Source organism: Thalassospira alkalitolerans (assembly GCF_002115745.1).
GTDB lineage: Bacteria > Pseudomonadota > Alphaproteobacteria > Rhodospirillales > Thalassospiraceae > Thalassospira > Thalassospira alkalitolerans.
In genome coordinates this window covers 1-23,488 of the sequence record NZ_JFKB01000015.1, presented here as the reverse complement: position 1 = coordinate 23,488, position 23,488 = coordinate 1, and the positions used below count along the sequence as shown (strand labels likewise).

Sequence of the window (23,488 nt, the reverse complement as noted above, 5' to 3'; positions counted from 1 at the left end):
AAGAGATTCTCGTATCGTTGATGAGGCTCAAAACGCCAACGGCGCATTATCGACAACCTCTTTCATCACAAAAAACGTCCGCGTTTGCCGCACACCGGGCAGCGCAATCAGTTGATCGCCATGCAAATGGTTGAAATCCGCCATATCGCGGACCCGGATTTTCAGGAAGTAATCGAAATCCCCCGCCACCAGATGGCAATCAAGGATAAAGGGCAGCTTGCCACACGCGGTTTCAAATGCGGCGAAGCTGTCGGGCGTTGATCTGTCCAGCACCACACCCACCATCACCAGCGCCCCGCGGTCGACCTTGTCCGGCGCGATCTGGGCGCGGATGGATGTGATATAACCGTCTTCGAACAAGCGTTGCATCCGCCGGTGGCAGGTCGCCGGGCTGACATTAACCCGTTTGGCAATATCGGCATTGCCCATCCGGCCATCGCTTTGCAACAGGCGCAAAATCTTTTGATCAATGCGGTCGATGGTGTGGGCGGTGGCGTTGGCTTGGGCCGTGGCGGCGGTGTTCGTCGGGTTTGCGGGCTGCGTCATGAAAGAACCTTCCGGAATTTTGATTGTTTACGAAATTCTAGGCACATTTTGGCGTGCGGTGAAAGCATTAGGCGAAAAATTGGCCTTAAGTTCGAGCACACCTTTCACGCCAATAACGCTAGCATTTTTCCTGTTCTCATTGACCTCAACCGTCGATCTGCAAATCAGGGAGTGCGCGATGCGCCTGGATAAATTTGAAAAATACAAACTGACCTTTGGCCCGACCCCGATTGAAACTTTGCCACGTCTGTCCGCCCATCTCGGCGGCGATGTCGAACTTTATGCCAAGCGCGAGGATTGCAATTCGGGCCTCGCGTTCGGCGGCAACAAAGTCCGCAAGATGGAATATATCATCCCCGATGCGATCAAATCCGGGGCCGATACGCTTGTCACCATCGGTGGTGTGCAATCAAATCACACCCGCCAAGTTGCCGCCATTGCGGCCAAGATCGGCATGAAATGTCGTTTGGTACAGGAAAGCTGGGTGCCGTTTAACGATGCGGTCTATGACCGGGTTGGCAACATATTGATGAGCCGCGTCATGGGGGCGGAGATCGAATTGGTCGATGAAGGCTTTGATATCGGCATTCGCGAAAGCTGGGAAGCCGCCTTGGCCGATGTGAAGGCCAAGGGCGGCGTGCCATACCCGATCCCGGCCGGGGCATCGGTGCATAAATATGGCGGGCTGGGCTTTGTCGGCTTTGCCGAGGAAGTCCGTGCGCAAGAGGCCGAGCTTGGCTTTAAGTTCGATTATGTCGTGGTCTGCACCGTTACCGGATCGACCCATGCCGGGATGGTGGTTGGCTTTGCCGAAGATGGCCGGGCGGATAAAGTGGTCGGGATTGATGCCTCTGCCACACCCGATCAAACCCGCGCACAGGTTTTGGAAATCGCCCAAAAAACCGCCGATCTGGTCGAGCTTGAACGCGGCATTTCAGACCGTGATATCACCCTGATCGAGGATTACGCCTATCCGCTGTATGGCGTGCCATCGGACGAAACCAACGAGGCCATCCGCCTGTGCGGCCGCCTTGAAGGCATGATGACCGACCCGGTTTACGAGGGCAAATCCATGCAGGGCATGATCGACCTTGTGCGCAAGGGCTATTTCCCCAAAGGATCGCGCGTGCTTTACGCCCATTTGGGCGGCGTTCCAGCGATCAACGCCTATAGCTACCTTTATCGCAACGGCTGATGTATCCGCTGAAACCTGCATCGGACCGTCATTCCCGCGCAGGCGGGAATCCATATCCCCCATGATGACGGGGCAGGTGGCCCGATAATCACAAAGGGGAAGCCAGAACAGCTTCCCCTTTGTCGGTTCTTTATCGGATCAAATCATCCTATCGCCCGGTAATCCCCGGGAAGATGATCAGGATCGCAACGGCCAGAACCTGTAAACAAATAAACGGCACCAGTGCCTTGAAAATATCGCCCAGCGTGATGTCGGGCGGGGCCACGGATTTAAGGTAAAACGCGGCCGGGCCAAACGGCGGCGACAGGAAGCTGACCTGCATATTCATCGCAAACAGCACCCCGAACCACACCGGGTCATAGCCAAGCTGTTTGATGATCGGCACAAAGATCGGCATGGTCAAAAGCGCGATGCCGACCCAATCAAGGAACATGCCCAGCACGAACAGAATCAGCATCATAAACAGGATGATGATCGTCGGGTCGTCCGAAATGCCGGTGATCAGGGCGGATACAAATTTGATCCCGCCCATCAGGTTAAACACCCCGACCAAGGCCGATGCGCCGATGCCGATCCAGACAATCATGCCGCATGTTGAAAGGGTTTGAAGCGAGGCGGCTTTTAACATCGACAGCGAAAATTCGCGCCGAAGGGCGGTCGAGGCAATCACCCCGGCCACGCCAACCGCTGATGCCTCCGTCACCGAGGCAATCCCGCCATAGATCGACCCCAGCACGCAGATCACCACAAGGATCGGCAGGAAAAGGCCCTTCAGCAGGCGGATTTTTTCCGCGCGGGGGATTTTTTCGGTGCGTGGCGGCGGGGCAATATTGTCGCCCGTATACGACCGGAACAGCACATAGGCAACATAGAACCCGGCAAGCATAAGCCCCGGCACAAAGGACGATGTGAACAGGTCACCAATCGATACATTGGCGGTCAGGCCGTAAATGATCAAAACAATCGAGGGCGGCACCATGGTCCCCAGCGACCCACCGGCACAGACAACCCCGATCGCCAGGTTCTTGTCATAGCCTTGGCGCAACATCTGCGGCAGGGCCAGCAGGCCAAGCAAGACAATCTCGCCGCCGATGATGCCGCTCATGGCGGCAAGGATCACGGCAACAAAGATCGTCTGAACCGCTACCCCGCCCTTAAGCCGCCCGCCAAACAGGCGCATGGCTTCGAACAAATCCTTGGCAATGCCTGATCGATCCAGAATGGCCGCCATCATCACGAACATCGGCACGGAAACAAAGACAAAGGACGACACAAACGAATAGACCCGGCTGGTGATCAACGGCACCGCCATCGGCCCGAACCAGCCAAGGGTGAATAACAGCGCAATCAGCAGCGTCACGAAGGCCAGTGGCATGCCGGTCATCAAGAAACCAAGCAGCAGCACGAACATCGCAAGCGTGCCGTATTCAATGCCAAGGGATTGCAAATCAAACATCGGGATTTATCCTGTCGCGTCTTGCGCATGTGTCTTTGCATGGGCAGGGCGATACATCAAAAACAATAAGTAATATTGTATGATTAATTTCATTTTCGGGCTGCATGATCAATCGGTTCATGATCCGGGCTGAGCATCGGATTTTGTACGTACATAATCTTGTTTTGTACGTGCATAATTGACCGCCAGAACGATGAATTGGGCCGTTAATGCGATCAAAACCAGCAATAAAAAGATCTTTAGCAACCCCGGATAGGGTGCATTAAAGGCACTGCCGGTGGTTTCCAGATGGATGCTGCCATCGGGTTTGAACGCAGCGCGTTTGACCATCAGCCATGCCGCCCAGGCAAAAAAGCCCGATGACACGGCACAGACAATTGAAATGCCGATATCAAGCGCGCGACGAAACTTTGGCCCGGCAATGTCATAGATGATGACAACCCGGATGTGTTTATCCTGCGATGCGCAGTAAAGCCCGGCAAAAACAAAGCCGATCGCCGATAAAAAAGTCGTGGTTTCATGCGCCCAAAGCGTCGGGCGATTGAAAACATGACGCATGAAAATCTCGAAAATCAGAATGCCCATCGCCAACAGGAAACCCAGCGCGAAAATCGTGCTGATCTTGTCGATAACCCGGCCCAACAGGCCGGAAACCGCGGGGATTGCGGCGGGTTTTCCATTGGGTTCCAGGGCTGGGGGGATTTCGTTATGCGCCGGTTTTTCTGCGCTCGGGGCCATTTTTCGCATCCTTGTCGCGACAAAGAATACAATCCGGCAACGGGGAGGACCGCATGACCCGATATCGTCTCTTATATCGGGCCGGCCGGATTGCATTGGATCGTTCCGGCGGGCCTTGCGGGCACCGCCGGCAATCGGTTTGGACTGGCTTAGATCATGCCCTGTGCGGTCAGGTATTTGACAAGGGTGTCATAAACCTTCTGGGCATTTTCCGAACGTGCCGCGACTTTTTCCCACTGACCTGTGGCGATTTTACGGAATTTATTCCGTTCCTCGGCCGACCAGTTATGGATGGTAACGCCGCCTTCGGCACGGGCCTTGGCAACGGCTTCCATGTCTTTCATCGCAAGCTGTGCTTCCATGTCGCGTGCAAGATCACGAACCGAAACCTCAAGAATGGCTTTCAGATCGTCGGGCATGGAATCCCATTTGGTTTTATTGACCGAAACTTCGAGCATCGGCATGGAATGGAACCCCGGATAGACCGGATGTTTGGCCACATCATGCAGGCCCATGGCCTGATTGGTCGAGAACACGGTGGCATCCGCCGCATCGATTACTTTTTTATCAAGCGATGTAAACACTTCGGACTGCGGAATGTTGACCGGCGATGCACCCGCGGCGGCAAAGACTTCCTGTACCATGCCTTCTGGTGCGCGCATTTTAAGGCCCTTAAGATCGGCAACACCGTCAAGCGGTACAGACGAGACAAAGGCTTCAAGGCCCGGCGTTACTGCGCCGATGAAATGCAGGCCATAGGGTTCCAGCATTTCATTCATCAGTTCCTTGCCGCCGCCATATTCGACGAAACGCAGCATTTCCGAGGGTGCCGACCATGCGCCAACCGGATTGGCGATCAGGCCAAATGCCGGGTCTTTGCCGGTGAAATAGCTGGTGTCGGTGATATGGCCGTCAATAATCCCGGCGGCAATCGCATCCTGGGTTTCGGCATGTTCAACAACCGAGTTGACCGGCAGCATTTCAACTGCGATCCGCCCGCCTGACATTTTGCCAACGCGTGCGGCCCATTCCTGTTCGATCACGAAATTCGGCACGCCCGAAGCGTCGCTTGATTGAACTTTAAGGGTGAAATCCTGTGCTTTGGCGGCAAGCGGGGCCGCCATCATCAGGCTGGCAGCAAGGGTTGCTCCGGCAAGTGATTTGAACGTCATGGTCATTTGTCTTCTCCCTGATATACCGGTTTTCCGGTGATATTATGTGTTTTGGTTTAAGGACTTGTCGGTTTCGCGTTCTGCCAGACGGGCAGCAACGGTTGAAACCACGGTTTCAATCGGGGCATCGATGGAAACAGTCACGCTTGTCTCGTCCGGCCCCAGCGGTTCGAGATCGGCCAACTGACTGTCAAGCAATCCGGGCGGCATGAAATGACCAGTCCGGCGGTCCAGCCGGGAACCGATCACATCACGTGAACCGTCCAGAAAAACAAAGATTACAGGATCCAGGCAGTTGCGCAGGAAATCGCGATAACGGCGTTTTAATGCGGAACAGGCAATGAAAATGCGGGCTGTGTCGCGTTCGGAAACAGGTTCTGGATCAATCTTGTCGGCGGCATCAATGGCGGCCTCGCTTAATGCCGCAAGCCAGGGCCAGCGCATTTCATCATTTAGCGGCACGCCATTGCGCATATTTTCAATATTTTGCACAGGATGATAATCATCAGCATCAAGCCAGACGTCATTGCCTTGCATGGCAAGACGCTTTGCGACCCCGGTCTTTCCCGATCCGCTGACACCCATCACGATGACAAATTCGGCTTTGATGGCTGATCCTCCCGCCACTTTATTTTCGGCTTTTTTGCACGGGTCATGCCCGTTTTTATATGTTAGCGCCAACATAATGTTAGCGCTAACATCGAGTCAACAGATATTGTCTGGCCATCGGATCGCGGATAAGAGAGAAGATCACATGAGAAAGAGCACATGAGAAAACGCAAAGGGGCCGGGCGCCCGACCATCGCCGATGTTGCCAAAAAGGCGGAGGTCAGCACGATCACCGTTTCACGGACTTTGCGCGACCCGGCCAAGGTTTCCACGGCCTTGCGCGAACGTATCGAGGCCGCGATTGCCGCCCTTGATTACGTGCCCCATTCCCATGCCAGTGCGCTGGCGTCGTCGCGATCCAATATCGTTGGCGTGATTGTGCCATCGCTGACCAATAACGTTTTTGCCGATACGCTGCGCGCAATTTATGACGAAGTCGATCCAAGTCCGCTTCAGGTTCAGCTTGGCAATTCGCGCTATGTCGCGGCCGAGGAAGAACGCCTGATCCGTATCTTTCTGGGCCAGCGGCCATCGGCGCTTATCGTTGCCGGCGGCGATCAGACCAAGGCCGCGCGGGCGATGCTTGAAAACGCGGATTGCCCGGTGGTTCAGATCATGGAAGTTGATCCTGATCCGGTTGATATGATGGTTGGCTTTTCACATTATGAGGGCGGCCGTGCGGCCGGAATGCATCTTGTGCAACAGGGATATCGTCGCATCGGTTTTATTGGCGCACGCATGGACCCGAGATCCCGGCGCCGTATGGAAGGCTTTGCCGAAGGGCTGCGCACAGCAGGTCGTCATGATCCGGATTTGTTCATGATAACCACCCAGTCATCAAGCATGACTTTGGGGGCGGAACTGATGGGGCAATTGCGTGCCAGACGTCCCGATCTTGACGCGGTATTTTGCAATAATGACGATATGGCACTTGGCGCGCTGTTTGGCTGTCAGCATGCCGGGATCAGCGTCCCCGACGAGATCGGGATCATCGGGTTCAACGATCTTGAAATGATGGCGGCGGCCTGTCCGTCGTTAACCAGTATCCGTACGGACCGTTACGAGATTGGCAGAACCGCCGTCGATATGATCCGCGCCGCCCTGGAAGGCGAGCGGCCGGACCAGAAAGTTGTCGATCTTGGGTTCGAATTGCAAGCCCGCCAAAGTACGGCGCGAAAGGCGCGCCGATAGCCCAGAACGCTGCCCCGAGTATCTTGCCATGTCCAATCCCGGTGTTTCAGGTTTTATCCTTTTGAAACGGGCGTAAATCCGTTGTTGCCCAGCGTTCCCAATGGTTCGAAATGATGCATCGTTTCAAAGGTGCAAAATTCCACCAGGCCAAGTTCAATCTGCCCGATCTTGCCAAGAAATTGTTCAAATAACTGTTCGGCCGTGATCATCACCTGCTCGACGTTATCAGGGGACAACCATTGTGTCAGATAGGCCATGCCGACATGGAACTGGTACGATTTAAAGTCCGGGCGATATATGCCGGTCAAGTCCTGCAATTTACGGCGCATATTCAGAAGCTTTTCCGCGTCTTGCGGCGACGCGGGCCCCATTTCGATGGTTGTTGGTAACATCAGGCCGGTTGCAATGACTGAAAAGCCATCGGGGCCTTGTTCCTGTGCCAAGCTGTCGCGGAAGGTTGCGGTTATGGTTTCAAGTGTTGCATCGCGCGAAAGGTCATTGGGCCATCCATCACTGCCAAGCGGGGATCCGCTTATGCCGCAAAAGATCGTCATGTGAAAACTTGGTTGGGGTAGGAAGGTGAAATGATCGGCATGGGGCATGGCTTTGAGCCCGTCCTGCATGTCGCAAAGGGCGGCGTAAAAGGCTGATTTCCGATCAAGATGGCAAATAAATGTATTGCCTGGGAAAGGCAGGACCGTGCCATCGGGCAGGAATTTTCCGCCCTGTCCGCGTGCGGTAATCGCGGGCGGGTGCTGCCCATCGGGATGAATGCCGGTAAGATGTTCGATGATTTCCCTGCGTTGGGCGCTTGGTACAGACCAGGTCGGTTCGTGCATTCATAAATTCCAATCTTGTTCATCGGATGGATGTTGTGGGGCGCGGGCGGCGATGCGGTTGCGATATGATGCATGCCGCTGTCAGTCTTGTTATTTTTGGCCTTGCCTTGTCGGTCTGAATTCAAAGAAAGTTGCCCGGTGATATGACGGGGAAGGAGCGATTTCTGCCATACCACCGGGCCATAGGTTTTTGGTTAGCGCTGCTGAACGACTTCTTCGGTGAACTTTGCTTCCATCGCGCTCCGGAAGGGCTTGTTGGGCGAAACGGTTGAGTATTTCCGCATGGCATTTGGTATCAGGGCGAAGCTGTCATCTGCCGCAGCATTCATTGGGGCGGTCCCGAATTCTTTATTGAAAACGGTTTGGGTTTCAGGCGAGATCAGCCAATTGATGAACACGGCAGCCGCCGCCGAATGCGGTGCATTCAGGGGGATGGACACACCATTGCCACCGCCATTCATGCCCATTTCGGGGATGTAAAACTTGATGTCCTTGCGCACTTCACCGCGATTTTGCAAACCGGCAAGGTGATCTTCCCAGGCTGGCGCCATCCACAATTCACCGTCCGAGATACGGGTGATTGAGTCCGCGTTGGAGGCCGTAATCACATAGTTTTCAGCATGCGCGTTAAAGAAATCGATGCCCGGTTGCAGGGCTGCAAGGTGTTCTTTGCTATCGGACGGGTCAGAGAAATCGGCACCGGAAACAACGCGCAGAATGTTTTGATAATAGGATGGGCCGGAACCGCCATTTTGATAGTTAAAGCCGAATTTTTCAGGGTGGCTTTGCCAAAAGGCGGCAAATTCTTTGGGGGTTTGTGGCAGGTCGTCACCGGTGATATGGGTTGGGTCATAAGCGATGCCGGTCTGGTTGCCCCAGAATGCAAATGCATATTCACCTGCATCAATACCGGCCAGATCGGAGACGCGGTTGTCATCTTTTGGCAAAGCGGTCAAAGGCATGAACATGGCGCTCAGATCGACCGAAGTGTACGAATCCCACCCTAGGGCAAAAACGTCGATATCGCCGGTTTTGCGCGCTTTATCAGCGTAAAGCTTTTCAAGGTTCCCTTCCATCGTGCCTTCGGGAATGGTGACGGTGATGCCGTATTCTTCCTCGAATGTCTTGGCCGCACGACGCAGGTCATCGGTCAGGTACCAGACATACCAGGTCAGTTCGCCTTCTTCTTTGGCCTGGGTGACAACGTCATCCCATGACATTGATGACAGATCGGCGGCGGCCGCCATCTGTGTGGTTGCGACGATGACGGCGGTCGATATCAGTAGCTTCTTGATCATGAAACTTATCCTTTGTTGGATTGATGCGCGGATGGATTATCCCGTTCAGCCTTTTCCCGAGGCCAAAGTCGGATTTGCAGATTTCAGCAGCCGTTCTAAAAACAGCATCAAAAACACATTCGGAATGACGAGAATGAGAGACAGCACAGCCGCATTGGGGCGGACGTAATCCTGACCGAGTGCCGAATAGAGCAGCACCGGAATCGTCACCACATCGGGCGATCCGACGATGAAAGCGATGGCGAATTCTTCGATCGACTGGATAAAGACAATCAGCAAGCTTGCATAAATGCCCGGACGAAGAGCAGGCAGATAGGCCGCCTTGAACCGGGCCCAATGGCCAGCGCCAAGGTCGCGTGCCGCATCAATATGGTCCTGACGCACGGTTTCGAAACTTACCGTCAGAATCCGGATCGAAAAGGGCAGGAAGACAACAGCATGGGCAAAAATGATCGCCCCGGGGCGCCAAGCTGTCAGACCCAGCCGGTAAAGCAGGGCAGTGAAAAACACTGCTGTTATAAAGGGCGGGACGACCAGCGGCAGAAGACACAGGGTTTTTGCCACTTCCCGACCGGGAAACGCGATGCGGCCCAATGCAAATGATGTTGGAAAGGCCAGCAACAAGGATAAAATCGCGGCCGAAGGTGCCAGCGTGTAGGAAGTCAGAAGGGCAGGCTGTAGCGACGAGTTCTGCCACATGTTCACCCAACGATAAAACGACATTGCCGGGGGCAGCAATTTATCGGCCGTCCAAGGTTGTGACGGGTCGACAAGCGACCATAGCACCGCCATGACGAAGGGAATGAACAGCCAGATAAAGGCAAGGGCAATGACCAGTGCCATTAGAATGTTGTTAAGGCGCAAACGGTTCATTTCAGCCGCCCCCGCATTACGATTTTCGAAAGTCCCGCAAGGATCGCAGAGCCAAACAACGCCACGATGATCATGGTCGCCCCGACCACTGCCGCCGAATTCCAGTCCCCCCGGCCTTTATAGCCGACCATCAATTGCGCCAGAGATTGGCGATTGATCGGACCGGCAATCACCTGAAAGGCAAAATCGGAAACCGCGCCGATAAAAATAATCACGATTGCAGCCTGCATGCCCGAAACGGTCAGCGGGGCGATGATTTTGCGAAAACGGGCCCATGATCCCGCCCCCAGATCGCGTGCCGCATCCAGCACATCATCGGAAATACCCTGAAGCGCACCGGTCAACAGCAATAGGGCAAAAGGCATGTTTTTCCATGTTTGCAGGATCAGAACCGCAATGGCGTTATTGTCGTTTTGCAAGCGGTGCGGTCCATCCCAAATGCCGATCCATTGCATGAATTGGTTCAGAATGCCGTGATAGGAGATGACGTTGACGAACAGGAAGGCAGCGACCAGCCCGTGGACCAAAAGGGGGGCTTTTAAAATCGAACCAATGGTCATCGATCCTGTAAATGGCTTACGCAGCCAGATGGCTAGCGGATAGGCCAGCACCACTGAAAAGATCGCGCTCATGACCCCGATATATGTCGAATACCGCACCGAGCGCAGATAGATATTGTTGCCCAGAAGATCGGCCCAATAGGCGGTCGTCAGGGCGCTTTCGCCATTGATGTTATAAAGGCCAAAGGATTGCGCAAAGGCGATGTAGACCACGGTGCCGATCAGCCAAACGATAAGGCCCAGTCCCGGCATCAGTAGCAAGGTTACGGTTATCCACTGTCGGGCTGTCATTGCGCGTTCTCCAACAGGATTACGCTTGGCCCCGGTACATTGAACCCGATGGTGTCGCCTTCGTTGACATCGGTTCGGCTGGTTTGGATGCGATAGGGGACACCTTTGGTTTCGACCATCAAATCGGTGAAATGCCCCTGAAAGGCTTTGCTGGTTACAGTGCCGCCAAGTGCCCCGTCATCATTGATTTCCGCGTTTTCAGGGCGCCAGCACAGGGTGATTTCGGCGCCTTCTGTGCCGGCATTGTTACCGGTTTCCAGAATGCCGATCGGGGTTTCAATGCGCCAGATCGTTGGTGTTTTTTGGGGTAATACACGGCCCGTAAATACATTGGCATTGCCAATAAAGTCGGCGACAAAGCCGGTGCGCGGGGCGGCATAAAGCCGTTCGGGGGTATCAACCTGTTCTATCTGGCCAGATTTAAGCACCACAATTCGGTCCGACATGGCCAGGGCTTCGGCCTGATCGTGCGTTACATAGATTGCGGTCAGCTTGTAGTCTTTCTGGATGCGGCGGATTTCGAGGCGCACCTGATCGCGCAATTTGGCATCAAGATTGGAAAGCGGTTCGTCGAACAAGATCACACTGGGGCGCATGACCAGCGCACGGCCAAGCGAGACCCGTTGCTGTTGCCCGCCCGAAAGCTGATTGGGGAGTTTGTCCATCTGCGGACCAAGGCCAAGCTTTTCAGCAACGTCAGCAATTCTGTCCTTGCGATCAAGGGCGGGAACCTTTTTTTGCCGCAGGCCGAATTCAAGGTTTTCCCGGACGGACAGATGCGGGAAAAGCGCATAAGACTGAAAACATAATGCGGTATCGCGCGCCTCTGGCGGGACCTTTGTCACATCCTTGCCGTTAAGAAGGATGTGTCCTTTGGTTGGCTCGATGAAACCGGAAATGATTTTCAGCAGCGTCGTTTTGCCACATCCCGATGGTCCCAGAAGGGTCAGAAATTCCCCTTCCCTGACGTCCAGCGACAACTCGGTCAATGCCTTGAAGCCGCTAAAGTCCTTGGACAGCTTTTGAATATTGATCGCCGCCATTTCTTCCCCTTTTTGTATCGATGCTTTTTATTACTTATTGAGTGTTATAATGGCGTGACAGCGATGTGATGTAAATATGACAATTGGCGAGTAATAATGCTTGAACATTGCTGCGCCGCGGGAAAGAATGGCGGAAATATTGCCATGCAGCCAAAGTTGAACGCCAAAAATATGAAAATTATCAAAGAGATAGATGTCGTCTGTGACCTTACCGCCAGCGAACGGGATATCTTGGCGATCATCTTGCGATCGGGGCCGATCGCGCGATCAGGGGTGACGGCCAAAACGCAATTGGCACAGCAATCTGTCCATCGCATCATCGACAGCCTTGAAAGGCGCGGTTACCTGCGATTTGGGGCTGCAAAGATCGTTGGGCGTGGCAAACCCAGCCCGACCGTTTCGATTGATCCATCCCATTATGCGTCGGTCGGCATATCTGTTGGGACCGAAGATGTTCGTTTTTGTCTTATGGATCTTACCGGTATTCCCCTTGTGCAGGAGGTTGCCAATATTGCGCCAGTGACCCCGGCAGAGGTTATTGCCGCCCTGAAAGAAAAAATAGCCGATTGGTTTTCCACTGTGGCGGTGAACAGGACGCTGGTTGGGGTGGGGATTTCGATGCAGGGTTTTCGCGACGGCAGCCATGATGTTTTTCATCCGCCCCAGCCCCTTTTTGCATGGGAAAACATTCCCATTGAAACGGTCTTAAGCCGGGAATTGCATCAGCCCGTCTTTGCCGAGAACAACGCAACGTCTTCGGTTGTTGCCGAGCATTATCTGGGGGCCGGCAATGGCCATGGCTGCATTGCCTATCTGTCGTTCAATCATGGATTTGGCGCGGGTATTTTTTGGGAAAACAGGCCCTTTCGTGGCGGGCATGGCAATGCCGGGGAAATCAGCGCGATCTTTTCACGTGATCAACTTTGCCACCGCCCTGCGCTGGGGGAATTGATAAAGCGTCTGGCCGATCACAACATTGACGTCAATTCAGTTCGCGACCTGACCCTGCGATTTGAACCCGATTGGCCCGGAATCCCTGAATGGCTGGACGAGGTAAAGCCGCAATTGCAATTCGCACTTCGGGCCTTGCAGGCAACCATCGACCCGCATGCGATTTTCTTTGGCGGCGAAGCGCCGGAAGAACTTAGGCATATGCTTGTCGATATCGGCAAAAGCGCCTTTACCGATGAACGACTGCCAATGCCGACATTGATCACCAGCAAACTGCCCGGCGACCCGGCCCATTTGGGGGCGGCATTGTTGCCGTTGCATCAATTGGTTTTTTGACGTCCGCCGGATAGCTTCGTTCATCTGTTCATTCATCCGTTCATTCGCCCCCCAAAAGGAACCATCATGTCCGTATCGATTTCCCGATCGTTTGCCAGCCGACGTTATGGCGCCGAAGCCATCCTGCGCGAAGCAGGCAAACGCGCAATGGAAAGTTTCAGAACACAGCAGTTCTCGGTTGAAAAAAAAGGCATGCAGGATTTCGTCAGTGAAGTTGACCGGCAAACGGAAAACTTTATCCGCGATAGCCTGTTGGATCTTTTCCCCGACGATGGCTTTCTGGGCGAGGAAAGCGGTGGCGAAATTGCATCTGCCACATGGATTGTTGATCCCATTGACGGAACAACGAATTTTGTTCGCGGTATTCCGGTTTGGTGTTTGTCGGCCGGATTTGTTGTTGATGGCAAACCGGTTGTCGGCGTTGTTTATGATCCGTGCCGGGATGAAATGTTTTCGGCCCATCGTGGCGGCGGTGCCTGGCTTAACGGCACAAAGATCACGGTCAGCACGACAGATGATCCAAAAGAATCGATTTTATCTGTCGGGTTTAACTTCAAGGCGCCTGTCGGACGGCATCAATCAATTATGGATGGGCTTTTCACTGCTTGCGCGATGCACCGCATGCATGGTTCAGGCGCGCTTGGGCTAGCCTATGTTGCGGCAGGGCGTGTTGATGGATTTTGGGAGGCATACATCCATTCATGGGATGTTGCCGCCGGTCTTGTTCTGGTGCACGAAGCCGGGGGATATATCAGTGATTTTCTGGCCGATGGCGATTTTCGCAACGGCAAGGAAATTCTTGCCTGCGCACCGGGGATGAAGGCGTTCTTTGGCGCATTGACAGGGGATGTATAAACCAACAGAGGTGGGGCCTAATCCGTTTTTGCCGGGAAACGGTCGGCCAGTTCGGCGACGGTTTCCTTGGGGCCGGAAATTGTAATGCGGGTACCGGTGGTTTCAAACTGCCGATCCAGAACCGTGATGCCATCCTGCCCACAGGCCTGTTCAAGCGGCTCGGCATCGGAAAACGCGGCGAAAAGTGTGGCTTCGCCCTGTGGGATATAGTCGATGATATCGGCAATGGCACAGACCGCATGTGTGGCCCCGCTATAGGCCCGAACCAATCCGCCGGTACCAAGCTTTGTGCCGCCAAAATAACGGGTGACGATCACCGCAACATTGATCAGATCGCGGCCCTGAAGGACCTTAAGGCACGGCACCCCGGATGTGCCTGATGGCTCTCCGTCATCCTTGCCATGTTCGATTAGTTGATTTTCGTCGTTCAGATAGCGATAGGCGGTGACATGGTGATTGGCCTTGGGATGGGCGGCACGCAATTCCGTTAACCGCCTGGCCAGATCGTCATAGGGGACAAGCTCGGCCAGAAAGCGGGATTTCTTTTCTTCGGTTTCGGCCTGTGCGGCGCGGGTGATGGTTTTCATCTGGTTTGGATAGCAAAGGCTGGCGCGTTGCACCAGCGTCGCTGAACTTTACGGTCAGAACAGCATGAATTTGCCAATCAGGATCACACCGAAAATCACCAGCATGATCAGAACTACCTTGCGGAAACTTTCGGCGTCCATGCGGGACCGGACAATGCCGCCAAGCTTGGTCCCCAGATAAACCGGGATCAGACCGGCCAGCGATATCCACACGCTTTCAAGCGTCATCAGACCCATTTTCGACAGGCCCATCGCCATGACGATGCTTGAGAGGCTAAACGAGATATTGATCGCCTGAATAAAGCGTTTGGGATCAAGTCGCAGTGACAGAAGAAACGGCAGGACCGGCATGACCTGCGACCCGGTGATGCCATTAACCAGCCCGGTGGCAAAACCCATGACGGGCGCCAAAGGCTTTTCCAGCTTTTCCGGCACCGGGCGGCCCGGCCGCCATAGGGTTAGCGCACCATAAACCATCAAAACCACGCCCAGCACGGCCCCCGCCATCAGGCTGTTGACCAGATCAAGCACGGCGAGGCCAACGACAAGCCCCGGCAGAGTGGCAACAAACATTGGCCAGAAGCGTTGCAGGGTTTCGCGAAAATGACCGGCCTGAGCCATGATGATGCTGTTGCTGACCAACGACGGAATGATCACAAGCGGCATGGCGGCCTTTAACCCGATGCCAAGCGCCAAAATCGGCAGGGCGGATGTTGAAAAGCCAAGCCCGGTTGCGCCTTTGACAAAGGCGGCAATGAAATAGGCGCAGGCAATGATTGCTGCCGTTTCAAGTGTCATGGGTGTTCCGTTGGTGTTGGGCGGTATTGGGTGGCGTTGGTGGGATTGGTCTTTCGGGTGCGCAGTGTGCCGCGATATCGGAGCTCGCGCAATTGAATGCTGATGCCTATCTTTGTGTATGTCATGGGCGGGATTCGCGATGTGGGACCGAGTGCGATTTTATTTGGCGGATTCGTCAGAATTTGCAGACCTGGCTGCACGCCAAAGGCGCTGTCCTTTGGGTCAAATCCATCTGGAATGGGTAAATGGGGTTGAATTTTGCGTATTATTTGCTTCGATTGGCAAATATTTGCGGGTTTTTCTTTGCGAATTGCATGGAAGGGGTGGAAATGCGGTTGTAAAACCCGTATCAAGTTTGGCCCGGTTGACAGCACCGGTTTTATGGGGCGAAATCCGCTGTGACGCTGATTTTATGATATAGTATGTGGCATGATGAACATGTCCGATTGAGAGGAAGCAAATGAGCAAGAGCTGGAGCATTGATAGCTGGCGCAACCTGCCTGTGAAGCAGATGCCGACTTATCCGGATGCACAGGCCTTAAAGGCCGTAGAGCAGGAGCTTTGCAGCTATCCTCCGTTGGTATTTGCAGGCGAAGCGCGCGCGCTTAAGGAAAAACTTGGCGAAGTTGCCGAAGGCAAAGCCTTCCTGCTTCAGGGTGGGGATTGCGCCGAGAGCTTTAAGGAATTTCACCCCAACAACATCCGCGACACCTTTAAGGTTATGTTGCAGATGGCGGTTGTTCTGACCTATGGCGCAGCATGCCCGGTGGTCAAGGTTGGCCGTATGGCCGGCCAGTTTGCCAAGCCGCGTTCGTCTGATACCGAAACCATTGATGGTGTTGAACTGCCAAGTTACCGTGGTGACAACATCAACGGGATCGAGTTCACGCCAGAAGCTCGCATTCCCGATCCGCAACGCCAGATCCGTGCCTATAACCAATCGGCATCGACGCTGAACCTGTTGCGGGCGTTTTCGCAGGGTGGCTTTGCCGATCTAAGCAAGATCCATCGTTGGAACCTGTCATTTGTTGATGGCAGCCCGGCGGGCGAGCGTTATAGCAAAATGACGACCCAGATTGATGAAGCGGTCGCCTTTATGCAGGCGTGTGGCATTACCGCTGAAACCGCGCCGCAAATGCGTGAAACCGATTTCTATACCTCGCACGAAGCGCTTTTGCTGGGCTATGAGCAGGCCCTGACCCGTCAGGACAGCCTGACAGGCGATTGGTACGATTGTTCGGCGCATATGCTTTGGATTGGGGATCGGACCCGTCAGATTGACGGGGCGCATGTTGAATTTATGCGCGGGGTAAACAATCCGATCGGCATGAAATGTGGCCCGACCACCGAAGAAGACGATTTGATCCGTCTGATCGATGCGTTGAACCCGAAAAACGAAGCCGGTCGTCTGACCCTGATTGCACGTATGGGGGCGGGCAAGGTGGCCGAACATCTTCCGCGTCTGGTGCAACGTGTTAAAGCCGAAGGCCGCAAGGTTGTTTGGTCGTGCGATCCAATGCATGGCAACACGATCAAGGCGACCAACGGGTATAAAACCCGCCCGTTCGATGCGATCCTGTCCGAGGTGAAAAACTTCTTTGATGTTCACAAGGCCGAAGGCACACATGCTGGTGGCGTTCATTTTGAAATGACCGGTACGGATGTGACCGAATGCATCGGTGGTGCGCGCGAAGTAACTGTCGATAGCCTTTCAGATCGGTATCACACTCATTGTGATCCGCGCCTGAATGGCGGGCAGGCACTTGAACTTGCATTCCTGATGGCGGAAATGATCAAAAAAGAACGCGATACTGTTCGTGCTGAACAGATGGCGGCTTCTGCCTGATTGGGGCTGAACCGAAATTGTATTTTAATAAGGGGTCCGGATTGCCGGGCCCCTTTGCTTTTTTTGACGGGCAATATCGTTAACGGGGTAGGTATGCGATGACCGGCCCTGAAATTTCGCCCGAAAAGTTCAAATGCGCACCTTTTGCGAACAAAGTATCGGGCATTTGCAATCTTAAGAGGGCGTGATATGTGCCAGTTTGATTATTTCTTATGTATCTAACGCATTTTATATCTACACGGATGCGTATAACATCCTTAAGTATAGAGAACTGCGGTCGAATGCTGTGGGTTGAACGGGAAGGGGTCACGCAAAATTATGATGGATGAGGCGGATTTCGCCGAATGGCAGAAGAAAGTGGAGGGAACCAACATTTCCTCGACGACCCTGCTTGCGACCGATTACCTGAATCATTTCAATGAAATCGTGATGCTTCTGGAAATGGTCCCGGACATGCCCGACATGATGGAAGACTGTAAGGAATGGGCCCCGAAAAGTTATCAGGACCATTTTCGCGACAGTGCCTTTTCCGACAAGGAACTGGCAATTGAGGCCTATGATCATGTGCCCGGCCGGTTTCGTCGTCCGTTTGAGGAAACCATCGACCATATGAATGCCATCGTGGCCCGGGCCAATGGGCAACTTGATGCGTTGATAGCCGAGGGTAATGAAGAGCTTTTGCGGGAAACGGCAAATACCGTCACCCTTTCATTGCAGCGGTTCATGGATGTTGCCAGCGGGATCATTCACGGTTCGGCCAAAACCATGAGTCAGGAAGAAATCGACGCCGCGCTGGCACTTTGAGCGACACCTGAAAAAGGGCTCTGATGTAGTGCTCTTTGATCTGGTTTGCTCTGGATTGCGCATTCGGCAATTGACAGCAAACCGGACGCCTCCTATTCCAACATAATGACAAATATGCTTGCCATCGCAATTGCCCAACTTAACCCCATTGTCGGCGACATTGCCGGGAATATGGAAAAGGTTGTGGCTGCTTGGGAAACTGCGGCCGATCAGGGCGCGGATATTGTTTTGTATTCTGAACTGGTTCTGTCGGGTTACCCGCCTGAGGATCTGGTGATGAAGCCTGCTTTCATGGGGCATCTGCGCCATGCGGTTGAAGATATCTGTGCACGGACATCGGTGCGCGAAAACGGCCCGGCGCTTTTGCTGACCACACCTTGGGAAATTGAAGGCGAACGCTTTAACGCGGTTCTTTTGATTGATCAGGGTAAGATCGATACGGTGCGCGCCAAGAACGACTTGCCCAATTATGGTGTTTTTGATGAAAAACGCGTGTTTTCCGCCGGTCCGATGCCCGATGTGGTGTCGTTCCGGGGTGTGACGCTGGGGATGCCGATCTGCGAGGATGTCTGGACGCCAAAGGTGGTTGGCTATTTGAAAGACCGCGGAGCCGAGATTTTCCTTGTGCCGAATGGATCACCGTTCGAAGCCGACAAGGGCGATTTGCGCCGCAACTTGATTGCAGATCGGGTGCGCGAAACCGGTGTGCCGATGATTTATTGCAACGAGGTTGGCGGGCAGGACGAACTGGTCTTTGACGGCGGATCATTTGGTCTTAATGGTGACGGATCGCTGGCGGTGGCTTTGCCAGCCTTTGCCGAGGATGTGGTGCTGACCCAATGGCAGCGCGGCGAGAATGGGACATGGCAGTGCAATGAAGCGGCACCCAAGGTCGATTATCCGACCGGACTTGACGCGATTTATCAGACGTTGGTTCTGGGCCTTCGCGATTATGTGAACAAAAACCGGTTCCCCGGTGTTGTGATTGGCATGTCGGGCGGGATTGATAGCGCGCTTTCGGCCGCCGTGGCGGTTGATGCGCTGGGGCCGGATCGGGTGCGGCTGGTGATGATGCCATCGCCTTATACCTCGGCTGAAAGCCTTGAGGATGCAGAGCTTTGTGCGAACATGCTGAAAACCGGGATTGAAAGCATTAATATCGGCCCGGCCATGGGCGCATTTGAACAGATGCTTGGCCCGGCGTTTGAGGGCCGAGACCCCGATATTGCCGAAGAAAACATTCAGGCCCGGTCACGCGGGATTATCCTGATGGGGCTTTCAAACAAGTTTGGCCATATGGTATTGACGACGGGTAACAAGTCGGAAATGTCGGTTGGCTATGCCACGCTGTATGGTGATATGTGCGGTGGTTATTCGGTTTTGAAAGACCTTTACAAAACGACAGTGTTCAACCTGTGCCATTGGCGCAATGAACATAATCCGCCGGGGTCGCTTGGCCCGGATGGCATGGTGATCCCGGAACGGATCATTACCAAGCCGCCATCGGCCGAATTGCGCCCGGATCAAAAAGACGAAGATAGCCTGCCGCCTTATGACGTTCTTGATGATATCCTGCATCAGATGATCGAAGGCGAGCGGTCTGTTTCTGAGATTGTCGACAGCGGCCATGACGCGGCCCTTGTAAGCCGGGTTTGGCGATTGCTGGACCGGGCGGAATACAAACGCCGTCAGGCGCCGCCGGGGGTCAAGATTACCCCGCGCGCCTTTGGCCGTGATCGCCGCTATCCGATTACCAATGGTTTCACGAACCTCGTGACCTGATCAAAGTGAACTGAAAAAGTTTGAAATGACAAAACCTGTCCTGCGATTCGCGCCCAGCCCGACCGGGCTTCTACACGTCGGTAATGCCCGCGTTGCCATGATGAACTGGCTTTATGCCCGTAAACATGGGGGCGAGTTTATCCTGCGTTTTGATGATACCGATCCCGAACGGTCGAAAGACGAATATGTCGATGCCATTCGTGAAGATTTGAAATGGCTTGGCATTGATTGGGACCGCGAGGAACGCCAAAGCCTGCGTCAGGATAAATATGACGCGGCGATTGAAGACCTGAAATCGCGCAATCTTTTGTATCCGTGCTACGAGACCGAGGGTGAGCTGAACTGGAAACGCAAGGCCGCGCGCCAGCGTCACCAGCCGTTCATCTATGATCGCAAGGCGTTGACGCTTTCTGATGATGAAATTGCCGCCCTTGAGGCCGAAGGCCGCAAGCCGCATTGGCGCTTCCTTTTGACCGATGGTGTAGTCGAATGGGATGACCTTTCGCGCGGTGTTTGCACGTTTGATACCGAACATGTGTCGGACCCGGTTTTGATCCGCGAAGACGGTTCATTGCTTTATATGCTGGGCTCGGTCGTGGATGACCTTGAAATGGGGGTTTCCCATATCATTCGCGGTGAAGACCATGTGACCAATACGGTTTCGCAAATCCTGCTTTATATGGCGATGGGCGGAAAACCGGGGGCGCTTGAATTTGCCCATATGCCACTTTTGGCCGGGCCGGGCGGATCGCAGTTGTCCAAACGTTTGGGCAGTCTTTCGTTGCGCGAATTGCGCAATGACGGGTTTGAAGTATCGGCACTGGTCGGTCTTTTGACCGGGCTTGGCGCATCGGATAAGATCGAACCGGCAAGTTTGACCGAGGTGCTTGAGAAATTCGATCTGGGCCATTATGGCCGTTCAACGCCGAAATTCGATCCGGCCGAACTGGCCAGCCTGAACGAAAAAGTCATTCATGACATGTCGTTCGAGGTCGCCAAGCCAAAGCTTGAGGCCGCTGGATTAAGCGATGCCCACGAAGAGTTTTGGAACGCGGTGCGTGGCAATTGCTGGCGCGTGGCAGAGGCCGTTGAATGGTGGGGAGTAATCAGCAATCAGGTTATCCCGCAGATTGACGATGAAGACGCCGATTTCCTGAAACAGGCGGCCGATATGTTGCCCGAAGGCGAGCTTGACGGCACCAGTTGGAAAGCCTGGACCGGGGCGCTTAAAGACGCGACGGATCGCAAAGGCAAACAGCTTTTCATGCCGCTTCGCAAGGCCTTGACGGGGCGTGAACACGGCCCGGAAATGTCGGCGATGCTGGTTTTAATCGGTCGTGACAAGGCGTGTGAACGGCTTTGTGGAAAGGCGGTCTAAGTATTTTGCTTTGACCGCCGGAATTTGCCGCAAACCCGAAAACACAAGCCATATGGACCAAAATCATGACCAAGACCACATTGCGTATCTATGACACCCTGACCCGCGAAAAGCAGGTGTTTGAACCGATCGACCCGAATAATGTTCGCCTTTATGTCTGTGGACCGACGGTCTATGACTATGCCCATGTCGGCAATGCGCGGCCGGTGGTGGTGTTTGACACGCTGGTGCGGGTGTTGCGCCATCTGTATCCACATGTGACCTATGTGCGCAACGTCACCGACGTTGATGACAAAATCAACGAACGTGCCCGCCAAAGCGGCGAGCCGATTTCGGAAGTCACCAAACGCACCCATCAGGCTTATCTTGATGATATGGGCGCGCTTAATGCCGCCAAGCCCGATATCGAACCGCGTGCGACCGACCATATCCCTGAAATGATCGCGATGTGCGAAAGCCTGATTGAACAGGGATTTGCCTATGCCGCTGAGGGGCATGTGTTGTTTTCGGTCGATAAATACGAAGATTACGGCAAGTTTTCACGCCGGGATCGCAAGGAAATGATTGCCGGTGCGCGGGTTGAAGTCGCGCCCTATAAAAAAGACCCGGCTGACTTTGTGTTGTGGAAACCATCCGATGACGACACACCCGGCTGGGAAAGCCCGTGGGGCCGGGGACGTCCGGGCTGGCATATTGAATGCTCGGCCATGTCTACGCGTTATCTGGGCGAGAATTTCGACATTCATGGCGGCGGACAGGATTTGGTGTTTCCGCATCATGAAAACGAAATCGCGCAAAGCTGCTGTGCCAATCAGGGGTCAAGCTATGCCAAATATTGGATGCACAACGGCCATCTGATGGTCGAAGGCGAAAAGATGTCCAAGTCGCTTGGCAACTTTGTCACCGTGCATGATTTGCTTGAAAACTGGCCGGGCGAGGCAATTCGCTTGGCGATGTTGGGGACGCATTATCATCAGCCGATCAATTGGACCGAAGATAACCTGCGTCAGGCCAAGGAAGCATTGGATCGGTTCTATACCGCCCTTCGTCAGACCCCGGATGTTAGACCGGAAAATGTACCGGTTCCGGCATCTGTTCTGAACGCACTGTGTGATGATCTGAATACGCCGTTGGCGATTGCGGAATTCCATGAGCTGGTGACCGAGCTTAACAAGGCGACGAAGAAATACGACAAGGCCGAAGCCAAAGGTCGTGTTTTGGCCGCGGCCGAATTGCTGGGCATTTTAGAAAACGATCCGGAAGACTGGTTTACCGGCAGTGCGGATGAAGACGAAGCCGCCGAGATCGACGATTTGATCGCGCAGCGTGCGGAAGCAAAGAAAAACCGCGATTTCGCGACTGCCGACAAGATCAGAAATGATCTGATCGCACGGGGTATCCTGCTTGAAGACTTCAAAGAAGGCACAAGCTGGAAACGTGTTTAGTCCGTCAGATTGAAATTTTAAAGGCGCCGCAGTTTCCTCTGCGGCGCCTTTTTTATTTAGGCTGCTTTTGCGTCGATTTCGTCAAACTGTTCCTGGGCTGCATTCAGCCCATTGATCGCGGCGGGCAATCCACCATAAACGGCCATTTGCCAGATAGCTTCGATGATTTCGGTGCGGGTGGCACCAGCCGCTAGTGAGTGGTTGATATTGACCTTAAGCTGGGGGGCGGTTTGTCCGCCCAGAACGGTCAGGGCGGAAATCGTGCAAAGTTGCCGGGTTTTTAAATCCAGCCCCGGGCGGGCGTAATGACGACCATAGGCCCATTCGGTCAGGCTTTCGGCAAACCCCGGCACCAGAGCATCGTATTTTTCAGAAAGGATGCCCTCAAGCCCCGGGTTCAGGCGTGCGACAACATCGCGCCCTTTTTCAAGGGCGGTTTTCGAATTGGTCATAACGGGCTCCTGCTGTGTCAGGTGGTTTTTAAACGCGCGATTTCGGCGTAATGGGTGATTTTGTAATCCAGAACGTCAAGGGTTTCGGCCAGTGTGGCGATTTTTTTGACCAGTCCCGACCGATAGGTTTCAAGCAGTTCCCGGCGTTGACCGACGGTGCTGTCGCCCTGACTGCGCAGGGTGGCGAAGCGCACCCGGTCGCGGATTGGCATGCCAAGATCCTTAAGCCGGGTGATGAAAACCAGCCATTCAAGGATTTCCGGGTCATAGTAACGACGCCCGCCCGCATCACGTGACGGTTTGGGCACCAGACCGATTTTTTCGTAATAGCGCAGCGTATGAATGGGTAGACCGCTTTTGGTCGAGACTTCACCAATCATCATGTCGGTGACCTTTCAGTTCTGGGGAACTTTCCTGACCCTAGGCGGTGTTTACATTCAGGA

General features: G+C 54.1%; 23 protein-coding genes. 9 read left to right on the top strand and 14 right to left on the bottom strand.

Features of this window, described 5'->3' with window-relative positions; translation table 11 throughout:
* Window positions 1-27: 27 nt before the first annotated feature.
* Window positions 28-546: an Lrp/AsnC family transcriptional regulator gene (locus TALK_RS17705; protein ID WP_245830020.1), complete on the bottom strand. Its 519-nt coding sequence runs from the start codon at window positions 544-546 to the stop codon at window positions 28-30.
* A 178-nt stretch (window positions 547-724) separates the two neighbouring features.
* Here TALK_RS17705 and TALK_RS17700 point away from each other — a divergent pair, with 178 nt between their 5' ends.
* On the top strand, window positions 725-1,741 hold the full coding sequence (locus tag TALK_RS17700; RefSeq protein ID WP_085620482.1) for a 1-aminocyclopropane-1-carboxylate deaminase: 1,017 nt from the start codon (window positions 725-727) through the stop codon (window positions 1,739-1,741).
* 148 nt (window positions 1,742-1,889) lie between these two features.
* Here TALK_RS17700 and TALK_RS17695 read toward each other — a convergent pair whose 3' ends face one another.
* The 4 genes from TALK_RS17695 to TALK_RS17680 all read right to left on the bottom strand — a co-directional run bounded on the left by TALK_RS17695 (window position 1,890) and on the right by TALK_RS17680 (window position 5,734).
* A complete protein-coding gene (locus TALK_RS17695; protein ID WP_085620481.1) occupies window positions 1,890-3,197 on the bottom strand; it encodes a TRAP transporter large permease in 1,308 nt (435 codons plus the stop codon).
* A 117-nt stretch (window positions 3,198-3,314) separates the two neighbouring features.
* Window positions 3,315-3,935, bottom strand: coding sequence for a TRAP transporter small permease subunit (locus TALK_RS17690; RefSeq protein WP_085620480.1), 621 nt, complete (start codon window positions 3,933-3,935; stop codon window positions 3,315-3,317).
* Between the two features lie 149 nt (window positions 3,936-4,084).
* On the bottom strand, window positions 4,085-5,113 hold the full coding sequence (locus tag TALK_RS17685; RefSeq protein ID WP_211274843.1) for a TRAP transporter substrate-binding protein: 1,029 nt from the start codon (window positions 5,111-5,113) through the stop codon (window positions 4,085-4,087).
* Window positions 5,114-5,149: 36 nt separating this feature from the next.
* Window positions 5,150-5,734: a gluconokinase gene (locus TALK_RS17680; RefSeq protein ID WP_245830019.1), complete on the bottom strand. Its 585-nt coding sequence runs from the start codon at window positions 5,732-5,734 to the stop codon at window positions 5,150-5,152.
* 141 nt (window positions 5,735-5,875) lie between these two features.
* Here TALK_RS17680 and gntR point away from each other — a divergent pair, with 141 nt between their 5' ends.
* A complete protein-coding gene (gene gntR, locus TALK_RS17675) occupies window positions 5,876-6,907 on the top strand; it encodes an HTH-type transcriptional regulator GntR (protein WP_085620479.1) in 1,032 nt (343 codons plus the stop codon).
* Between the two features lie 53 nt (window positions 6,908-6,960).
* Here gntR and TALK_RS17670 read toward each other — a convergent pair whose 3' ends face one another.
* The 5 genes from TALK_RS17670 to TALK_RS17650 all read right to left on the bottom strand — a co-directional run bounded on the left by TALK_RS17670 (window position 6,961) and on the right by TALK_RS17650 (window position 11,811).
* Complete coding sequence (locus TALK_RS17670) at window positions 6,961-7,746, bottom strand: DUF1868 domain-containing protein (RefSeq protein ID WP_085620478.1); 786 nt, start codon at window positions 7,744-7,746, stop codon at window positions 6,961-6,963.
* Window positions 7,747-7,940: 194 nt separating this feature from the next.
* Window positions 7,941-9,044 carry an extracellular solute-binding protein gene (locus TALK_RS17665; protein ID WP_085620477.1) on the bottom strand — a complete coding sequence of 368 codons (1,104 nt, stop codon included), beginning with the start codon at window positions 9,042-9,044 and terminating at the stop codon, window positions 7,941-7,943.
* Between the two features lie 45 nt (window positions 9,045-9,089).
* Complete coding sequence (locus TALK_RS17660; RefSeq protein ID WP_085620476.1) at window positions 9,090-9,917, bottom strand: ABC transporter permease; 828 nt, start codon at window positions 9,915-9,917, stop codon at window positions 9,090-9,092.
* On the bottom strand, window positions 9,914-10,768 hold the full coding sequence (locus TALK_RS17655; protein ID WP_085620475.1) for an ABC transporter permease: 855 nt from the start codon (window positions 10,766-10,768) through the stop codon (window positions 9,914-9,916). The genes TALK_RS17660 and TALK_RS17655 overlap by 4 nt, the downstream gene beginning before the upstream one ends.
* Complete coding sequence (locus TALK_RS17650) at window positions 10,765-11,811, bottom strand: ABC transporter ATP-binding protein (RefSeq protein ID WP_085620474.1); 1,047 nt, start codon at window positions 11,809-11,811, stop codon at window positions 10,765-10,767. The genes TALK_RS17655 and TALK_RS17650 overlap by 4 nt, the downstream gene beginning before the upstream one ends.
* Window positions 11,812-11,955: 144 nt before the next feature.
* On the opposite strand from TALK_RS17650, the gene TALK_RS17645 reads away from it, so the two are divergent.
* Both TALK_RS17645 and TALK_RS17640 read left to right on the top strand, forming a co-directional pair.
* Entirely contained in the window at window positions 11,956-13,098 is a 1,143-nt protein-coding gene (locus TALK_RS17645) for an ROK family transcriptional regulator (RefSeq protein ID WP_169715067.1), read from the top strand.
* 66 nt (window positions 13,099-13,164) lie between these two features.
* The gene (locus tag TALK_RS17640; RefSeq protein ID WP_085620472.1) at window positions 13,165-13,953 is read left to right on the top strand and encodes an inositol monophosphatase family protein; all 789 of its coding nucleotides are present in this window, start codon (window positions 13,165-13,167) and stop codon (window positions 13,951-13,953) included.
* 17 nt (window positions 13,954-13,970) lie between these two features.
* Here the strand turns inward: TALK_RS17640 and TALK_RS17635 are convergent, their stop codons facing one another.
* Both TALK_RS17635 and TALK_RS17630 read right to left on the bottom strand, forming a co-directional pair.
* The gene (locus TALK_RS17635; RefSeq protein WP_245830018.1) at window positions 13,971-14,573 is read right to left on the bottom strand and encodes an IMPACT family protein; all 603 of its coding nucleotides are present in this window, start codon (window positions 14,571-14,573) and stop codon (window positions 13,971-13,973) included.
* 21 nt (window positions 14,574-14,594) lie between these two features.
* Entirely contained in the window at window positions 14,595-15,338 is a 744-nt protein-coding gene (locus tag TALK_RS17630) for a sulfite exporter TauE/SafE family protein (RefSeq protein WP_085620471.1), read from the bottom strand.
* A 460-nt stretch (window positions 15,339-15,798) separates the two neighbouring features.
* Between TALK_RS17630 and TALK_RS17620 the strand changes: the two genes are divergently transcribed.
* The 5 genes from TALK_RS17620 to cysS all read left to right on the top strand — a co-directional run bounded on the left by TALK_RS17620 (window position 15,799) and on the right by cysS (window position 22,593).
* Window positions 15,799-17,184, top strand: a complete 1,386-nt coding sequence (locus TALK_RS17620; RefSeq protein WP_085620469.1) for a class II 3-deoxy-7-phosphoheptulonate synthase — start codon at window positions 15,799-15,801, stop codon at window positions 17,182-17,184.
* 318 nt (window positions 17,185-17,502) lie between these two features.
* Window positions 17,503-17,988 (top strand): hypothetical protein, encoded by a 486-nt coding sequence (locus tag TALK_RS17615; protein WP_085620468.1) that lies wholly within the window; start codon window positions 17,503-17,505, stop codon window positions 17,986-17,988.
* A 105-nt stretch (window positions 17,989-18,093) separates the two neighbouring features.
* Window positions 18,094-19,770: an NAD+ synthase gene (locus TALK_RS17610; protein WP_085620467.1), complete on the top strand. Its 1,677-nt coding sequence runs from the start codon at window positions 18,094-18,096 to the stop codon at window positions 19,768-19,770.
* 25 nt (window positions 19,771-19,795) lie between these two features.
* Entirely contained in the window at window positions 19,796-21,148 is a 1,353-nt protein-coding gene (gltX, locus tag TALK_RS17605) for a glutamate--tRNA ligase (protein ID WP_085620466.1), read from the top strand.
* A gap of 65 nt (window positions 21,149-21,213) precedes the next feature.
* Window positions 21,214-22,593: a cysteine--tRNA ligase gene (gene cysS / locus TALK_RS17600; protein ID WP_085620465.1), complete on the top strand. Its 1,380-nt coding sequence runs from the start codon at window positions 21,214-21,216 to the stop codon at window positions 22,591-22,593.
* Window positions 22,594-22,649: 56 nt separating this feature from the next.
* Here the strand turns inward: cysS and TALK_RS17595 are convergent, their stop codons facing one another.
* Together TALK_RS17595 and TALK_RS17590 are read right to left on the bottom strand one after the other, a co-directional pair.
* Window positions 22,650-23,045, bottom strand: a complete 396-nt coding sequence (locus TALK_RS17595; protein WP_085620464.1) for a carboxymuconolactone decarboxylase family protein — start codon at window positions 23,043-23,045, stop codon at window positions 22,650-22,652.
* 17 nt (window positions 23,046-23,062) lie between these two features.
* Window positions 23,063-23,428 (bottom strand): MerR family transcriptional regulator, encoded by a 366-nt coding sequence (locus tag TALK_RS17590; protein WP_085620463.1) that lies wholly within the window; start codon window positions 23,426-23,428, stop codon window positions 23,063-23,065.
* Between the last annotated feature and the right edge of the window lie 60 nt (window positions 23,429-23,488).

What these genes read in the sequence shown, in the direction of transcription:
- TALK_RS17705 (WP_245830020.1), bottom strand. Translation starts at nt 546, where the DNA reads ATGACGCAGCCCGCAAACCCGACGAACACCGCCGCCACGGCCCAAGCC.
- TALK_RS17700 (WP_085620482.1), top strand. Translation starts at nt 725, where the DNA reads ATGCGCCTGGATAAATTTGAAAAATACAAACTGACCTTTGGCCCGACC.
- TALK_RS17695 (WP_085620481.1), bottom strand. Translation starts at nt 3,197, where the DNA reads ATGTTTGATTTGCAATCCCTTGGCATTGAATACGGCACGCTTGCGATG.
- TALK_RS17690 (WP_085620480.1), bottom strand. Translation starts at nt 3,935, where the DNA reads ATGGCCCCGAGCGCAGAAAAACCGGCGCATAACGAAATCCCCCCAGCC.
- TALK_RS17685 (WP_211274843.1), bottom strand. Translation starts at nt 5,113, where the DNA reads ATGACCATGACGTTCAAATCACTTGCCGGAGCAACCCTTGCTGCCAGC.
- gntR (WP_085620479.1), top strand. Translation starts at nt 5,876, where the DNA reads ATGAGAAAACGCAAAGGGGCCGGGCGCCCGACCATCGCCGATGTTGCC.
- TALK_RS17670 (WP_085620478.1), bottom strand. Translation starts at nt 7,746, where the DNA reads ATGCACGAACCGACCTGGTCTGTACCAAGCGCCCAACGCAGGGAAATC.
- TALK_RS17665 (WP_085620477.1), bottom strand. Translation starts at nt 9,044, where the DNA reads ATGATCAAGAAGCTACTGATATCGACCGCCGTCATCGTCGCAACCACA.
- TALK_RS17660 (WP_085620476.1), bottom strand. Translation starts at nt 9,917, where the DNA reads ATGAACCGTTTGCGCCTTAACAACATTCTAATGGCACTGGTCATTGCC.
- TALK_RS17655 (WP_085620475.1), bottom strand. Translation starts at nt 10,768, where the DNA reads ATGACAGCCCGACAGTGGATAACCGTAACCTTGCTACTGATGCCGGGA.
- TALK_RS17650 (WP_085620474.1), bottom strand. Translation starts at nt 11,811, where the DNA reads ATGGCGGCGATCAATATTCAAAAGCTGTCCAAGGACTTTAGCGGCTTC.
- TALK_RS17645 (WP_169715067.1), top strand. Translation starts at nt 11,956, where the DNA reads ATGCAGCCAAAGTTGAACGCCAAAAATATGAAAATTATCAAAGAGATA.
- TALK_RS17640 (WP_085620472.1), top strand. Translation starts at nt 13,165, where the DNA reads ATGTCCGTATCGATTTCCCGATCGTTTGCCAGCCGACGTTATGGCGCC.
- TALK_RS17630 (WP_085620471.1), bottom strand. Translation starts at nt 15,338, where the DNA reads ATGACACTTGAAACGGCAGCAATCATTGCCTGCGCCTATTTCATTGCC.
- TALK_RS17620 (WP_085620469.1), top strand. Translation starts at nt 15,799, where the DNA reads ATGAGCAAGAGCTGGAGCATTGATAGCTGGCGCAACCTGCCTGTGAAG.
- TALK_RS17615 (WP_085620468.1), top strand. Translation starts at nt 17,503, where the DNA reads ATGATGGATGAGGCGGATTTCGCCGAATGGCAGAAGAAAGTGGAGGGA.
- TALK_RS17610 (WP_085620467.1), top strand. Translation starts at nt 18,094, where the DNA reads ATGACAAATATGCTTGCCATCGCAATTGCCCAACTTAACCCCATTGTC.
- gltX (WP_085620466.1), top strand. Translation starts at nt 19,796, where the DNA reads ATGACAAAACCTGTCCTGCGATTCGCGCCCAGCCCGACCGGGCTTCTA.
- cysS (WP_085620465.1), top strand. Translation starts at nt 21,214, where the DNA reads ATGACCAAGACCACATTGCGTATCTATGACACCCTGACCCGCGAAAAG.
- TALK_RS17595 (WP_085620464.1), bottom strand. Translation starts at nt 23,045, where the DNA reads ATGACCAATTCGAAAACCGCCCTTGAAAAAGGGCGCGATGTTGTCGCA.
- TALK_RS17590 (WP_085620463.1), bottom strand. Translation starts at nt 23,428, where the DNA reads ATGATGATTGGTGAAGTCTCGACCAAAAGCGGTCTACCCATTCATACG.